The organism is Streptomyces aureoversilis, from assembly GCF_042657885.1.
GTDB lineage: Bacteria > Actinomycetota > Actinomycetes > Streptomycetales > Streptomycetaceae > Streptomyces > Streptomyces aureoversilis.
Genome location: NZ_JBHSKJ010000003.1, coordinates 461,145 through 475,551, shown reverse-complemented (window position 1 = coordinate 475,551; position 14,407 = coordinate 461,145). Strand labels below are relative to the sequence as shown.

Genomic DNA, 14,407 nt, shown 5'->3' with positions numbered 1-14,407 from the left:
TCCCGGTTCCGCGGCCGCCGGAAGCGGGTGCACGGCGCATCGGTGCGGGCTCAGGCGTGCGTATCCGGAGTGCGGCTCACCGTGCGCCCCAGCCGGGCGGCGGTACGGGCGAAGGCGACGGCGTCGTGGACGGCCGCTCCCCCGGGGTCGTTGTTGAAGTAGGCGTAGACGTGGGCCCGGTCGGGCCAGGTGTCGGCGATGCGCCCGGCCCAGCTCGCGAGCGCCGCCCGGCCGTAGCGCGGCCAGGGCCGGGCCCGCCCGCTGTGGAAGCGCACGTATCCCCAGGGGGCCGTCCGCCACAGTGGGGTGACGGGCCGGGAACCGTGGTCGGCCCAGCACAGTGCGGCTCCGTGGCCGCGCAGCACGGCGCGGACCTCGTCGGTCCACCAGGAGTCGTGGCGGGGCTCGACGGCCACGCGGACGCCGTCGGGGAAGCAGCCCAGCGCGGTGTCCAGGAGGGCGGGGTCGGCGCGCAGGGTGGGCGGCAGCTGGAGCAGGACGGGGCCGAGCCGGTCGCCGAGCGCGGCGGCGTGCCGCATCAGCCGCCCGACCGGCTCCTGGGGGTCGCGGAGGCGTTTGATGTGGGTCAGGTAGCGGCTGGCCTTGACCGCCATGACGAAGCCCGCGGGGGTGCGGTCGTGCCAGTCGCCGAAGGTTCCGGGCGGCGGCAGCCGGTAGAAGGCGTTGTTGTTCTCGACGGTGGCGAATCCCTTGGCGTACTCCTCCAGCCACAGCCGCTGCGGGCAGCCGTCCGGGTAGAGGACGCCGCGCCAGTCCTTGTACTGCCAGCCCGAGGTGCCGACGTGGAGGGGCATGGGTGATCCCTCCCCCGGGTGCCCGGGGGCGTCACGGGCGGGCCGCGGAGAACGCCGGATCGGCGGTGTGCGGGCCGGCACGGGGCCGGTGGACCGACGGGCCGGGGCCGACGGGCCGGGGCCGGTGGGCCGGGGCCGGTGGGCCGGGGCCGGTGGCTGCGGTTGACTGGGGGCATGGACGAGGCTGACGAGGCTGCCTGCATCTTCTGTGCGATCGCCGGGGGCGGCACGGCCGCCCACCGGGTCTTCGAGGACGGCACGGCGGTCGCCTTCCTCGACGCGAGGCCGCTCTTCCCCGGCCACGTGCTGGTGGTGCCCCGGCGGCACGCCGAGACGCTCACCGACCTCTCCGCGGACGAGGTGGGGCCGTTCTTCGCCCGGGTGCAACGGATCGCGGGGGCCGTGGAGCGCGGGACGGGCGCCGCCGGGTCGTTCGTGGCCGCGAACAACCGGGTGAGCCAGTCGGTGCCCCACTTCCACGTGCACGTCGTGCCGCGCAACCGCAAGGACGGCCTGCGCGGCTTCTTCTGGCCCCGGGGGCGCTACGCCTCGGACGAGGAGGCGGCGGAGGTGGCGAAGCGGGTACGGGAGGCGCTGGAGGCCGGCTGAGCCGTCCGCCCCGGCGAGCGGCCGGTCGGCGGCGAACGGCCGGTCGGCCTGTCGGCCCGCCCCGGCATGGGCTGCCGACCGGGCCCGGCGGGCACTCCTGTGTGCGCTCCCGATCTGCCGACGTGGACTATCCGCGGGAATCTGACCATATTGGATGTATGGCTTCCCTCGTTCTCCGGAGCCCGGGAGAAGAGGTGGATCATGAGATTCCGCGATCGCGTGGACGCCGGCCGCCGCCTGGCGGAGCAGATGGGCCACCTGCGCGCCGAGAACCCCGTCGTCCTGGGTCTGCCGCGCGGCGGCGTGCCCGTGGCCTACGAGGTCGCGCAGGCGCTCGGGGCCCCGATGGACGTGGTGCTCGTGCGCAAGCTGGGGGTGCCCTTCCACGAGGAGCTGGGCTTCGGCGCCATCGGCGAAGGTGGCGTGCGGGTCGTCCACAGCGACATCGTCCGGATGGGCCGCGTGGACGAGGACGACCTGGCCGAGATCCAGCAGCGCGAGGAGGCGAACCTGGTCCGCCAGGCCGAGCGGTTCCGCGGCGGCCGCCCGCGCATCCCGCTGCAGGGCCGCACGGCGATCGTCGTCGACGACGGCATCGCCACCGGCGCCACGGCGTCGGCCGCCTGCCGGGTGGTCCGGGCCCAGGACGCCGCCCGCGTGGTGCTCGCCGAGCCGGTGGCGCCGCCGGACGCGGCGGAGGCGCTCCGCGCGGAGGTGGACGAGCTGGTCTGCCTCAGCACTCCGGCCGTCTTCTTCGCGGTCGGCGAGTGGTACCAGGACTTCTCCCAGACCCCGGACGAGGAAGTGATCGACCTGCTGGAGCGCAACAGGGCGGCAGTGACGGACCCGGGAGGTGTGTGATGACCACGGAGAAGATCGTCGAAAGCCCCATCGACATGGAGTTCCGCGAGGCCGGCGCGCTGACGCAGGCGGCGGTGCGGCTGCACATGCACGACGGCACGGACTTCACTGCGGTCGGGAGGAGCAACCGCAACCCCGCCGATCCCTCCCAGCCGCGCGTCGGCGAGGAGGTCGCGGCGGCACGCGCGCTGCGCGACCTGTCCGAGCAACTGCTCGACAAGGCCGGGGTGGACATCGAGGAGACCACGCACACCCCGACGCGCCTGAGCCACTGATCAGCGCCTTGCCGTTACGGGTTGCGCTCGGCGAAACCGTAGGCGTGCGGCAGCAGTTCGCGCACCGGCACCGCGCGCAAGACGCCGGTGCCGTCATCTGTGCCCGTTCCCGTTCCCTTTCCTGTGCCCGTTCCTGCGCCCGTTCCTGCGCCCGTTCCCGTCCTGACGATGACCTCGATCCCCGGGAAGTAGTCGAAGAGGACCTGGCGGCAACGGCCGCACGGCGGCATGACGCCCCGGTCGTCGCTGCCGACGGCCACCACGGTGGTGAGGTCGTAGGAGCCCGCGGCCGCGGCCGCCCCGAGGGCCACGAGCTCGGCGCACGGGCCGCCGGTGAAGTGGTAGACGTTGAGGCCCGTGGCGATGCGGCCGTCCCGGTTGCGGACGGCCGCCGCCATGGTGTGCACGTCGCCCTTGGCGCGGGTGGCGGCGAGCTCCGCCGCCACCGCGATCAGCTCGTGATCAAGATCAGGTGTCACAGGGCGAGAGGCTACCGCCGACCGGCAGGCCGGACGCCGACGCCGCGGTCGGATGTCGACGCCCGGTCACATGTCGACGCCCGGTCACATCTCGATGCCGCGGTCAGATGTCGATGCCGTCGGCCACCCGGGAGGACGGGACGCAGAGCATACCGTCGAAGGCGTCGGCCACCTGCGTGTGCATGTACGCGCTCTGGATCCGGGTCCGGTCGGGCATGTCGCCGCCCCGAGGTGCGGAGCGCAGCCCCGCGAGGCCGATGGCGCCGGCCGGAACGGCTCCGGCGAAGGCGGCCTCGATGCTTCCCGGCTCGGGTGCCTCCAGCTCCGTGTCGTCGACGGTGAAGCCGAACCGGGCACCCTCCTCCAGCCGCATCTCCGCCGTGCGGCCGCCGACGCACGACACCCCCAGGGCGAAGTAGTCGTCACCGAGGGCGTGGTGGAGGAACTGGCCCATGGGCAGGGCCGTCGGGTATCCGTCGAAGGCGACGGGCTCCTTCTGGAGGTGGCCGTTGTGGGCCATCAGCACGACGCGGGCGTCCGGCTCGGCGCGTTCCAGGTGCCACAGGACGGACCCGGCCATGTAGATCTCGCGGGACGAGGTGTCGGCCGGGAGCCCGGTGCCGGCGAAGAGGGCAGCCATGGCCCGGATGGTGTAGTCCGCCTGGGAGGCGGCCTCCAGGCGCCGGAGCGCGACCTCGTACGCGTACCGCCCCGTGCGGGCGACCTGCAGGGGCTCGGTGGCGCGGAAGCGGACGAGGAGGCGGGCGAGGGCGGCCGTGAGGGCGTCCTGCTCGGTGGCGTCCAGGCGAGCCCACGCGGGCGCCGCGGCGGCGCCCGACTCGCCGGCGAACCGCCCGGCGATGCCGATGGCCGTCTCGGCCAGCGGCAGCGCCTCGGGGTCGGCCTCGCGGAGGTGGTCGGCGACCGGGTGCAGCGCGGGCAGCAGCGAGCCGCCCGCGGCCGGGATGTCGATGCCGGCGAAGCCCACGGGCCGGGCCGCCGTGCGATTGTGCAGACGCAGCGAGCGCAGGGGTTCCTGCAGGCCCATGGGCAGCGCCGCTCCGGTGAGCCGTTCGAGGTCGCCGTCCGGGCCGTCGCCCCGGACCCAGGTGTCGAGGGCGAAGGCTTCGCTGAATCCGTACTCGAAGGCGAGGACGGTGAAGCCGCAGCGCTCGACGAGGAAGCGCAGGAGACGCCGGCGTACGAGGCCGAATTCGTGGATGAAGTGCGAGTTCTCGCCGATGCCGACGACGTGGGCGTCGCCGATGAGGTCCCGCAGCGGCTCCAGGTCGTCGAGCGGGGCATCGGGGTCGAGGGTGGTCAGGGTCGTGGCGTGTTCGCGCAGCCAGTGGGTGAAAGGGGCGCGGTCGGCGGACGGCTGACGGCCCGAAGGCTGAGAGCGCTGAGAAGGCTGAGGCTGGAAAGGCTGAGGCTGAGAAGGCATGCTGAAGGCTCGTCTCTCGGTGGAGTGGTGTGCAGATGCAGATCACCGATGCGGGAGCGCGCCGCAGGGGCGGCTCCCGGAGAGCGTCAGCGGAAGAGAGTGCCCGGAACCATGATCCAACCCTAACCGTCGCGACGGACGGCGGGCAAAGGGATTTCGCGGGCGACCGGAGAGCGGCCGACGGCTAGGCCGCCGTTTCCGGTTCCCCGGCCGGGAGGCCGTCCGTGGCGGGGAGGTCGCCCGTCGCCGGAAGGCTGTCCATGAAGGAGCTCACCGAGAAGACGGCCCGCCCCGGTCCGGGCGGCCCGTATCCGGGCGGCGAGGCCAGGCCGTACTCCTCCAGCGTCGCCCGGTACACCTCCAGCAGCCGTACGTGGTACTCCAGCGGCGCGCCCTGCGGGTTCAGTCTGCCCAGGGGCGTGGTCGGTTCGGGGCACCAGGTGGTGAACCGCGGGACGATGCCGTGGGACATGAAGAACCGCAGCCCCTCCGCGGTGGACGCGATCGCCTCGTCGACGGTGGCGAATCCGTCCGGGGTCGCCATCTCCACGCCCGCGACGAAGTTGGGGATGACGTTGCGGGCGCCGAAGACGTCGGCGGAGTCGAGGATCCGCCGGTGCCACTCGTCGCGGCCCACGTAGCGCTCCTTGCCCGGGCAGTAGAGCTGGAACAACCGCTCGTCCCACACCTCGAAGTTGGGGTGGTAGATGCGGATGCCGTAGTCGTGGAAGCGCTGCACGTCCGCCTTGGGCAGGGCCTGCGCGACGACCTTGCCGATCCAGCGGCCCGGGAAGCGCTCCTCGATGGCCTGGGCGTAGCGGCCGTAGAAGTCGGCCTCGCCGAGCCCCGCGACCTTGGAGGTGATGGCCCCGCCGGTCAGGGTGTACGCCTGAGAGGCCCGGGCGGTGTCGTACCGGTCGATGATCTCCAGCGCCTCCAGCACCTCCTCGACCGGTTTGACGCCGGTGTAGGGGCGGCCGGCGGCCTTGTGCTGGCGCCAGTTGTGGTTGATGTCGCAGTACTGGCACTCCTCCTTGGCACCGAAGTACTGGCAGACGCGGAAGACGGTCAGGTAGACGAGGTAGCCCCACTGGATGGTCGGGGCGACCTCCATCACGGACTTCCCGTTGGGGAGGGTCTCGCGGTAGTAGTCGGGCATGGGTGGCAGGCCCACGTCCGAGATCCGCCGCCCGTCGAGGTAGAGGCCCAGCGTGCCGTCGGGCCCGGCCTGGACGCGGTAGGGCGAGGCGGGGTTGACGCGTACCGAGACGACCGTGCGGCGCAGTTCGTAGGGGCCGCCGGTCAGCACGATCTCCTCGGGCGGGCGGCGCAGGGCGGCGGCGCCGAGCTCGGGGAGGGTGCGGTGGTCGAAGGAGAAGATGAAGTACGACTTGGGCTTGATCCCGCCGGTCGCTTCGTTGGTGGTGTCGCTGAGGGCGGAGTCGTCGAAGGCCATGCCTCCGCGCAGCAGGTCCTCTTTGATCACGGCTTCCCGCGGGATGTGCGGGAAGCGCTCCATCAGGCTCTCGATCAGGTGGGTACGGCCGGTCATCTCGGTGCTCCCCCTTCGTGCGTCCGCTCTTCGCGGCGTCCGCTTCTGCGTGGCCCGCTTGCTTACCCGGGCGTCAGCTTCTTCTGCTTCCCCTGTGGGCCTGGCGCGATCTCTGCGGCAGACTCGCTTCGTGATCACTGACGCTAGTCCTGCCCGGCGCAGGAGAATCAACCGGGTCCGCAGTTGCGGCGTTTCGCCCCCGTACATACGGGGCTGCTGCGAAACGATCACGCTCCGTGAAGTGACTGTCCGGATAACGGACGAGTTAACCGGATCTTCGGCCGCCTGCTCATACTCGACATTCCCGATCTCGCATATTGGACAGGCACGACCATGAGCCGGACAACCACCACACCTCCCCCGCAGACGGAGGACGCCCCGCAGGGCTCCCCCCTGTCGAACGGACTCAAGCAGCGGCACCTCTCGATGATCGCCCTCGGCGGCGTCATCGGCGCGGGCCTCTTCGTAGGCTCCGGCGCCGGCATCGCCGCCGCCGGCCCCTCGATCGTGCTCGCATACGCCGCGTCCGGCCTGCTCGTGATGTTCGTCATGCGAATGCTCGGCGAGATGTCCGCCGCCAACCCCGCCTCCGGCTCCTTCTCCGTCCACGCCGACCGCGCGATCGGCCCCTGGGCCGGCTTCACCGCAGGCTGGATGTTCTGGACCCTGCTGGTCGTCGGCGTGGCCATCGAAGCGATCGGCGCCGCCCACATCGTGCAGGGCTGGCTCCCGGGCACCCCCTCCTGGCTGTGGGTCCTGATCTTCATGGCGGTCTTCTGCGGCAGCAACCTGGCCGCGGTCTCGAACTTCGGCGAATTCGAGTTCTGGTTCGCCGCCCTGAAGATCGGCGCCATTGCCCTGTTCCTGATCCTGGGCGCGCTCGCGATCATGGGCGTCCTGCCCGGCAACGACGCCCCCGGCACCGCGCACCTCCTGCACGACGGCGGATTCCTGCCCAACGGCATGGACGGCCTGCTCATCGGCCTCCTGGCCTCCCTCGCCGCCTACGGCGGCCTGGAGACCGTGACCATCGCGGCCGCCGAATCCGAGAACCCCGTCAGCGGCGTGGCCAAGGCCGTGAAGACGACCATGTGGCGCATCGGCATCGTCTACGTCGGCTCCATGATGGTGATCGTCACCCTGCTCCCCTGGAACGACGGCTCCGTCACGGAGAACGGCCCCTACGCCGCCGTCCTCGACCGCCTCGGCGTCCCCGGCGGCGGCCAGATCATGAACGTCGTCGTCCTGATCGCCCTGCTCTCCGCGATGAACGCCAACATCTACGGCTCCTCCCGCATGGCCTACTCCCTGGTCTCCCGCGGCCAGGGCCCCAAGGCACTGGGCAAGGTCTCCGGCGGTGTGCCCCGCCGCGCCGTCCTCGCCTCCTCCGCCTTCGGCTTCTTCGCCGTCCTGCTGTCCTACTGGTACCCCACCACCGTCTTCGCCTGGCTCCTGAACATGGTCGGCGGCGTCGTCCTCATCGTCTGGGGCTTCATCGCCGCCTCCCAGCTGATCCTCCGCCGCCGCCTGGAGCGCGAGGCACCCGACCGGCTCGTGGTCCGGATGTGGGCCTTCCCGGTCCTCACCTGGGTGACGCTGGCCGGCGTGGCGGGCGCCCTGGTCCTGATGGGCCTGGAAACCGACACCCGCGTCCAGCTGTACTCCACGGGCGGCCTGGCCCTGGCACTGGCCGTGGTCGGCTACGTCCAGCAGCGAGCGGCCGCCGCGGCCCGCCCTGCGGGCGACTGAGCCCGGATTCCGGCACCGCGCACCCGATACGGCGAAGGCCGGCCCCCGTCCCGACGGACGAGGGCCGGCCTTCGCCGTAACTGCGCCCGGGGGTGCGGGGGTGGTTGGAGTCACGGGTCCTGGCTCTGTCCATGAGAAGGGGGACGGTCGCCGGCCAGCACGCGACCCGGAAACCTGCGATCTGGGCTTGAAGCTGCCGCAGCGGAAGCCTCTACCGTCCTGAGCAGGGCCGGAGATTCCGGCCCGGTGAAGCCCGTGTGAGGGAGGGAGGCGGCGATGGCCTGGCCGATCGCGGAGGTCGCCCGGATGTCGGGTGTGACGGCCCGGACGCTACGCCACTACGACGAGATCGGCCTTCTGCCACCGGCCTGGATCGGCACCAACGGCCACCGCTACTACGAGGAGCGCCAACTGCTGCGGTTGCAGCAGGTCCTCGTGCTACGGGCACTGGGCCTGGGACTGCCTGAAATCGGCCGGGTCCTGGCCGCGCAGGTCGACGAGCTGAAGGCCCTGCGGGGCCATTACCGTCGGCTGCTGGCCGAGCGCGACCGGCTGGACGCCCTGGCCGGCACCGTCGCCCGCACGATCACCGAACTGGAGCAGTCCAGGAAGGACGGCACAGACATGATCAGCATCAGCCGACCGGAAAACCTGTTCGAGGGTCTCGGGCCCGCCCGGTGCATCAAGGTCCTGGGCGACTTCCCGGAGCTGGTCGGGGCCGCCGAACGGCACACCTCGGCATGGAGCAAGGACGAGATCGAGGCCGACGAGCGCGAGCGCACGGCGCAGATGATCCGGCTGGCCGACCTGCTGGCCATCGGCCTGCCCGCCGACGCCGACGCGGTGCAGGCCGAGATCGACACCCAGTACCGGACACTGGCCCGGATCCGGGCAGCCACCGCCGAGGAGTACCGCGCGATCGGGCGTACCTGCGTCGAGAACGAGCACTGGCACGCGGTGTACGAGTCGATCGCGCCGGGCCTGGCCGCGTACCAGCGGGCCGCCATCGAGGTGTACGCCACGACCCGGCTGAGCTGAGCCGGAACAGGGCCGCCGCCACGGGGGTGCGGCGGCCCGGCCGGGTCGGGCCACTTGCCGGTTCCGCCGGCAACAGGGCCTCAGCGGGGCGCGGGCTTGAGCGCTCACGGGCCCCGGGAGATCGGGCTCGACGCTCACAGGGCCCGTGAGTGCGGCTCGGCTGTCACGGGCCGGGGCGGAGGCCTGGCTGTTACGGACCCCGTGGAGGCATGAGCTCGGCGGTCCTGGAGCTAGGGTCACGCCTGCGGCCACGGGCTCCCACGAGGCCAGCGGTCACGGGCCGGGGGCCCAGCCGGTTGCCATGGAGCGCGTAGTGACCAAGCAGCCGACACGGGGACAACGGTCGCCGTCTCGGCAGTCGTGGGCGGCCAGAGCGTCACCGGACCCGCCCGTCACGGGCCGGATGGCACGAGCCCAGGCGGCAGGGCGGCAGCAATCAGGAATGACGGTCACGGGCTCGACGGTCATGAGCCCGTGCTCACCGGCCCGGCCGTCACCTGCTCCCGGGCACCGGCTCCGGCCCCGCCCCGAGCTGACGTGCCCCCGCCCCAGGGGCGGCCCGGCCGCGCGTCGGCGCCACACAAGCGGCAGGCCGGCCCCGGAACGTCCGAGGCCGGCCTGCCGCTGTGCGTGTGGGGCGCCGCCTAGGAGGCCGCGGCCTGCGCGGGCTCCTCGTGGCGCGTCTGGGCGGGCACGTTGCCCCCCACGCCGCCGAGCACCGGGTCCGGCCCCGGCAGACCCGCGCGGTGGGCCTGGACGCCCGCGCGCACGGCCCAGAAGTAGAAGCCCAGGGCCGAGACGCCGACCAGAGCGGTGTCGAGGCCGCCCGGGATCACCCCGTGGCCGCCGAACTCGGGGCTACCGAGAGCCGACAGCAGCGACAGCCACAGCAGGAAGCCGACCATCCACCACGCCGGCGCGAACTGCCGGCGCAGGTTCTCGCCACGGCGACGCAGCACGACCGCCGCAATGGGGACCGAGACCAGCGTGAGCAGAGTGACCTTGCCGGTGTTGGGCCACTTCGACCAGTACAGGGCGCAGGCCGCGAAGGCGAAGATCAGCGGGCAGAGGACCTTGGCGGCGGGGAGCCGGAAGGGGCGGGGCAGCTCCGGCTTGGTCTGCCGGAAGACGCCCACCGCGATCGGGCCCATCAGGTACGAGACGACCATGGCGGCGGAGACGACGCTGGCCAGGGCCTCCCAGCTGTGGCCGATGGTCAGCAGCAGGAGGACGGAGAAGCCCAGGTTGAGCCACATCGCGGGGCGGGCGACGCCATAGCGGGGGTGGACCTCGGCGATCTTCTTGGGGAAGAAGCCGGTGTCGGCGAGGTTCTGCGCCAGGTAGGCGGAGGAGGCGACGTTGCCGATGTTGGCACCGTTGGGCGAGATGAAGGCGCCGAACTGGAGCATGGTGACGACCCAGTGCAGCATCAGCAGCTTGGCGAGGTCGGCGAAGGGGGAGGCGAAGTTCACGCCGCTCCACCCGCCGGCCTCGGCGAGCTTCTCCGGCGGGACGGCGCCGAGGAAGGCGACCTGGAGGGCCAGGTAGATCACCAGGCCGAGGGAGAGCGCGCCGACGAGGGCGAGCGGGATGGCCCGGCCGGGGTTCTTGGCGTTGCCGCCGAGGTTGACGACGGCCTGGAAGCCGTTGAAGGCGAAGACGACGCCGGAGGCGGTGACGGCGGTGAGGACGGCGGACCAGCCGTTCGGGGCGAAGCCGCCGTGCGCGGTGAAGTTGTCCGTGTGGAAGCCGGAGGCGATGAGCGCGCCGACCGCGAGGACCGGGATGGCGAACTTGACCAGCGTCAGCAGGTTGTTGGCCCGCGCCAGCAGCTCGACCGACCAGTAGCAGGCGAGCCACAGGGCGACGGTCAGGAACAGGGCCATCGCGATGCCGGTGCCGGTGAGGCTGCCGTCGGCGACCAGCCCGCGGGCCCAGCCGAAGCTCCACGAGGACATGTACTGGGTGCCCGCGATGGCCTCGATCGGGATCAGCGAGGCGGTCGCGATCCACACGGCCCAGCCCGTGATGAAGCCGAGCACCGGCCCGTGCGAGATGGAACCGAACCGGGCCATGGCGCCGGGCAGCGGATAGGCGGCGCCGACCTCGGCGTAGGACATGGCGATCATGCCGATGAAGATCGCGCCGATCACCCAGGCGACCAGCGCGGCCGGGCCCGCGACCTGAGCCGCCTGACCGGCTCCGAAGAGCCAGCCGGAGCCGAAAATGGACCCCAGCCCGATCATGATCAGGGCGAAGAGGCTGAGGCCTTTTCGATTGGCCGCGCTCACATCCACGACGTGCATTCCGTTCTGCCGGAGACAAAGTCCGACGGCAGCCCGTGCACCTCTCAGGCCCTGCGGCTGCCGCCCTTTTTCGTCGGCTCACGCCGCAGGACGACATCGTCTTCCGGGCCGAACCCTCCGAACCGGACGGAATTCAGCCGCGCACAGCAAGAAGCGGCCCGGCGGCTCTGCCGAAAATCCCCGGGAGCGGACACCGGGCGGCTGCGCACGACGAACCTGAGGAATTCGATCAGCGGTGGTCCGGGCTCACACTGGCGACGAGATCACCGAGGACGCAATAGCGACGCCCGTCATCGTACGACAATCGACGGAACGTCTCCAATCGCCGCCGGTCGGCCCTTATTTCGGGCGCGAGCACGCCATTTCATAATTGCCGAGTGACCGAGCACGTGCTTTCCGTGAGCCTACCGAGCAAATCGGCGGAAATACTTTTCCGGAACGGCGCCGCATCGCAGGCGCCCACAGCGCCGAGCTCACGACCCAGGCGGCGCCCTTGTCGTCCATCTCCCAGGACCACCCCACGGGTGCGGGGACGACTCTTGCCGACCTGGGCCGATGCCCACTGAACGCACACAAATCCAGGGCAGCCAGCGCACAACCAGCGCCCAAGCCGTCCGCGTCACGCGGGACCCTCGCCCCTCACCCTGAGCGACCACGCGCATGCGGTCAGGTGGTCCCGGCGCCTGCGCCGAAGGCGTCGGCCCGGCGCCGTAGATCGGCGTCCACGTCATCCCAGTCGGGCCCGTGCAGATAGCAGATAGAGGCTGTCGGCCGCCTCGCGCATCAGGACGGAGTTGTCGGGACGCTGCAGGAGAGGCAGCCGGTACGACAGGTTCCGGAGCCGGACGGGAAGGCACCCTCCGACCAGGTGGGGAGAGAGTTCCCACAGCACGGTGACGATCGAGTCCGCGTCGGCGAAGGTGAGCTCCCCCACGAAGTAGTGCTCGCGGTGGTCGCCGCCGCTTTTGGGTGCGTCCCGGTATTCGTCGCCGTACCGGCATCGCGATTCGTCGCCGTACAGGCATCGCGCGTGGTCTGCAAGGGGCGCGTGCGTGATCACGAACGTACGACCCGGTGTCCCGCTGGGCCCGGCCGGGGTGTCGAGGGCTCACGCGATCAGCAGGGCGCGGTCCCAGCCCGTCGCCGGTGCCGTGTCCGTCGCGAAGGTGCGCAGGGCCAGGGCCGTGCCGGCCGCGCCGGTCAGGAAGCCGGTGCGGTCGGCCGGCCGGCCGCGCGGCGGGGCTGGTGCCGCAGCCCGAACGGCTCGTCGGGCGCGGCCCGGTTGTCGGTGACGCGTCGGGCGAGCCAGGGCAGGAGGTCGCGCAGGCAGGGATCCCCGGTGTCGTGGGCCATGCGCCAGGTGATCTGCAGGGCGCCGCCCCAGCCGTGGCACAGCCCCGGATCCGTCTGCTCCTCGTGGTCCTCCCGCCGTGCCCGGGCGAGCTCCGAGCGGAGGCCGGCCAGGGCCGTGCTCCGCCACTCCGGTACGTCCAGGGCCCGGCCGGCGAGGTACAGCGCGCGGCAGACGCCCACCGCTCCGTAGCACCAGGCCGGGCGGTCCGGGGCGTCGTCGGTGGCCACGGGGGTGCCGCCCGCCGGGTGCAGGACGAGGGCCCTGGGCCAGCGGGTGCCCCGCTCGTCGTGGACACGGATGTCGGCCAGCCAGTCGGCGAGCGTGCGCATGGCCGCTCCTGGCCGGGGACCACGACGCCCTGTTCCCAGGCCAGGGCGAACAGGGCGAGTGGCCCGGGTGCCCCGTGCGCGAGCCCGGCGTTGGCGTGCCCGGCCTCGGGTGTGGTGGGCGGATAGCCGAATCCGGGGCCCTGGGCGGTCCACCAGCCCGGCAGCGTGCGGCCGTCCTTCAGGCGTACGGGCACGGTCAGCGCCACCAGGGCGGCGAGCACGTCGGCCGGCGCGTCCCGGCCCGGGGCGTCGTCGAGCAGCTGGGCGCCGAAGCCGGTGAGCCCGGACACGACATCGTAGGCGGCCATGGTCACGCACTCGCCGTCCCCGGGCCGGCGCCGCAGTTCCCGGGCGGCCGTGTCGCGGGCGTAGCGGCGGAGTTGGGCGCCGAGCCGTTCGGCGGCCCGTAGGGGGCGGCCGACGGCCGCCGCCGCGCGCGACAGGATGAAGGAGAGCGCGGGCACGCCGTAGTAGAGGCTGGGCCTGGGGGCGGCGGAGGGTGCTGTCGCGGCGCGTGCCGTCGCCTCGGCCAGCCAGCGGTGAGCGGTGCGCAGCGCGTCGCCGTCGGTGTGCCCGCGTTCGAGGTGCAGCAGAGCGATGCCGGGCAGGCCCTCGCTGAGGGTCAGGTCCTGCCAGGCGGGCCGGGAGGCGGGGTGGTGTGCCACGACCTGCCATGGGTCGGCGAGCCGTTCCGCGATGTCGGCGGCCAGGGCATCGGCAGCGCGGCGGGCGGTCATGCCCCCGCCTCTACCCGGCCGAGGTGTGCGCGCAGGGCGGCGCGAGGGCGAGGGCCAGTGACTGCCGTTCGGCGGTGCGGTCGATGCCTGCGAGCCGGTTGTGGTACATGTGCAGGAGGGAGGCCAGTGCGCGCGCCTCCCCGCCCCACCGCTCCGCCGGGGGCAGGGCGCGCAGCCGCCGCCCGTACGCGGCCACGGCGGTGGCACGGCGGTCCCAGATCCGCAGCGGTTCGGCTCCGCCGGGGTGGCGGTCCAGGGCTTGCCAGTGGCCGTCGGCGTCGAGGAGGCGGCGGGCGGGCTCCCGCAGGGTGGTGGGTGCGTCGTCGTGGCCGCGCGTGGCGCTGTCGCCCAGGAGGCGGAGGGCGCCGTCGGGCCGGCCGAGGAACCGGTGGTGGAGGTCGATGTAGTTCGCGGCGGCCAGGAGCCGGGTGTCGAGGGAGAGGGTGCCTGCGCGCAGTAGGGCGAGCTGTTCCAGGCAGGCCCTGCTGTCGGCGTCGAAGGCCGCTTCGGCTGCCGCCATGGCTGCCGGGCCGCCGTAGCGCTCGAGCTCGGGGTCGTACGTGTCCAGGGCGAGCCGCCCGCACAGCCCCTGGTCCGCGAGGCGCGCCGCCCGCTCCCCCAGGCGCGGCAGCAGCCGCCCGCCGAGGTCGGCGGGCTCTCCGTGGAAGCGCAGGCGCAGTTGGGGGTCGGGGTCGGCGTAGCGCAGGTAGAACCAGCGGGTGCCGGATCCGTCCAGTAGGCCGGGCAGGTGGGTGGTCAGGATTTCGTCGTGGCGTTCCGGCGAGCAGTAGAGCTTGGCGTAGAGCCAGCGGGAGCCGGGGGTGGTGGGCGGTGGCGGCCGGGCGGCGCGGCGGGGCCG

General features: G+C 72.6%; 11 protein-coding genes and 3 pseudogenes. 5 read left to right on the top strand and 9 right to left on the bottom strand.

Going from position 1 to position 14,407, the window contains the following annotated elements:
* Window positions 1-50 precede the first annotated feature (50 nt).
* A complete protein-coding gene (locus tag ACFPP6_RS07720) occupies window positions 51-815 on the bottom strand; it encodes a DUF72 domain-containing protein (protein WP_382038471.1) in 765 nt (254 codons plus the stop codon).
* A 174-nt stretch (window positions 816-989) separates the two neighbouring features.
* Here ACFPP6_RS07720 and ACFPP6_RS07715 point away from each other — a divergent pair, with 174 nt between their 5' ends.
* From ACFPP6_RS07715 to ACFPP6_RS07705, 3 genes and pseudogenes are all read left to right on the top strand, one after another.
* A complete protein-coding gene (locus ACFPP6_RS07715) occupies window positions 990-1,424 on the top strand; it encodes an HIT family protein (protein ID WP_382038469.1) in 435 nt (144 codons plus the stop codon).
* Between the two features lie 201 nt (window positions 1,425-1,625).
* Window positions 1,626-2,264 (top strand): annotated as a pseudogene (locus ACFPP6_RS07710) (phosphoribosyltransferase); the annotation flags it as partial.
* 20 nt (window positions 2,265-2,284) lie between these two features.
* Window positions 2,285-2,560 carry a DUF1876 domain-containing protein gene (locus tag ACFPP6_RS07705; protein WP_382038467.1) on the top strand — a complete coding sequence of 92 codons (276 nt, stop codon included), beginning with the start codon at window positions 2,285-2,287 and terminating at the stop codon, window positions 2,558-2,560.
* 14 nt (window positions 2,561-2,574) lie between these two features.
* On the opposite strand, the gene ACFPP6_RS07700 is transcribed toward ACFPP6_RS07705, so the two are convergent.
* The 3 genes from ACFPP6_RS07700 to ACFPP6_RS07690 form a co-directional block, all read right to left on the bottom strand.
* Window positions 2,575-3,039, bottom strand: a complete 465-nt coding sequence (locus tag ACFPP6_RS07700) for a cytidine/deoxycytidylate deaminase family protein (RefSeq protein WP_382038465.1) — start codon at window positions 3,037-3,039, stop codon at window positions 2,575-2,577.
* A 103-nt stretch (window positions 3,040-3,142) separates the two neighbouring features.
* Window positions 3,143-4,483: an erythromycin esterase family protein gene (locus ACFPP6_RS07695; protein WP_382038463.1), complete on the bottom strand. Its 1,341-nt coding sequence runs from the start codon at window positions 4,481-4,483 to the stop codon at window positions 3,143-3,145.
* Between the two features lie 184 nt (window positions 4,484-4,667).
* A complete protein-coding gene (locus ACFPP6_RS07690; protein ID WP_382038461.1) occupies window positions 4,668-6,035 on the bottom strand; it encodes a radical SAM protein in 1,368 nt (455 codons plus the stop codon).
* 333 nt (window positions 6,036-6,368) lie between these two features.
* On the opposite strand from ACFPP6_RS07690, the gene ACFPP6_RS07685 reads away from it, so the two are divergent.
* Window positions 6,369-7,784, top strand: coding sequence for an amino acid permease (locus ACFPP6_RS07685; protein ID WP_382038459.1), 1,416 nt, complete (start codon window positions 6,369-6,371; stop codon window positions 7,782-7,784).
* Between the two features lie 276 nt (window positions 7,785-8,060).
* A complete protein-coding gene (locus ACFPP6_RS07680) occupies window positions 8,061-8,822 on the top strand; it encodes a MerR family transcriptional regulator (protein ID WP_382038457.1) in 762 nt (253 codons plus the stop codon).
* A gap of 644 nt (window positions 8,823-9,466) precedes the next feature.
* Here ACFPP6_RS07680 and ACFPP6_RS07675 read toward each other — a convergent pair.
* The 5 genes and pseudogenes from ACFPP6_RS07675 to ACFPP6_RS07655 form a co-directional block, all read right to left on the bottom strand.
* A complete protein-coding gene (locus tag ACFPP6_RS07675; protein ID WP_382038456.1) occupies window positions 9,467-11,119 on the bottom strand; it encodes an APC family permease in 1,653 nt (550 codons plus the stop codon).
* A gap of 736 nt (window positions 11,120-11,855) precedes the next feature.
* The gene (locus ACFPP6_RS07670; RefSeq protein WP_382038454.1) at window positions 11,856-12,188 is read right to left on the bottom strand and encodes a hypothetical protein; all 333 of its coding nucleotides are present in this window, start codon (window positions 12,186-12,188) and stop codon (window positions 11,856-11,858) included.
* Between the two features lie 140 nt (window positions 12,189-12,328).
* Window positions 12,329-12,811, bottom strand: a complete 483-nt coding sequence (locus ACFPP6_RS07665) for a lanthionine synthetase LanC family protein (protein WP_382038452.1) — start codon at window positions 12,809-12,811, stop codon at window positions 12,329-12,331.
* Between the two features lie 71 nt (window positions 12,812-12,882).
* A pseudogene (locus ACFPP6_RS07660) lies at window positions 12,883-13,548 on the bottom strand (lanthionine synthetase LanC family protein); the annotation flags it as partial.
* A 10-nt stretch (window positions 13,549-13,558) separates the two neighbouring features.
* Window positions 13,559-14,344, bottom strand: a pseudogene (locus tag ACFPP6_RS07655) (thiopeptide-type bacteriocin biosynthesis protein); the annotation flags it as partial.
* Window positions 14,345-14,407: the final 63 nt, after the last annotated feature.

What these genes read in the sequence shown, in the direction of transcription:
- ACFPP6_RS07720 (WP_382038471.1), bottom strand. Translation starts at nt 815, where the DNA reads ATGCCCCTCCACGTCGGCACCTCGGGCTGGCAGTACAAGGACTGGCGC.
- ACFPP6_RS07715 (WP_382038469.1), top strand. Translation starts at nt 990, where the DNA reads ATGGACGAGGCTGACGAGGCTGCCTGCATCTTCTGTGCGATCGCCGGG.
- ACFPP6_RS07705 (WP_382038467.1), top strand. Translation starts at nt 2,285, where the DNA reads ATGACCACGGAGAAGATCGTCGAAAGCCCCATCGACATGGAGTTCCGC.
- ACFPP6_RS07695 (WP_382038463.1), bottom strand. Translation starts at nt 4,483, where the DNA reads ATGCCTTCTCAGCCTCAGCCTTTCCAGCCTCAGCCTTCTCAGCGCTCT.
- ACFPP6_RS07690 (WP_382038461.1), bottom strand. Translation starts at nt 6,035, where the DNA reads ATGACCGGCCGTACCCACCTGATCGAGAGCCTGATGGAGCGCTTCCCG.
- ACFPP6_RS07685 (WP_382038459.1), top strand. Translation starts at nt 6,369, where the DNA reads ATGAGCCGGACAACCACCACACCTCCCCCGCAGACGGAGGACGCCCCG.
- ACFPP6_RS07680 (WP_382038457.1), top strand. Translation starts at nt 8,061, where the DNA reads ATGGCCTGGCCGATCGCGGAGGTCGCCCGGATGTCGGGTGTGACGGCC.
- ACFPP6_RS07665 (WP_382038452.1), bottom strand. Translation starts at nt 12,811, where the DNA reads ATGCGCACGCTCGCCGACTGGCTGGCCGACATCCGTGTCCACGACGAG.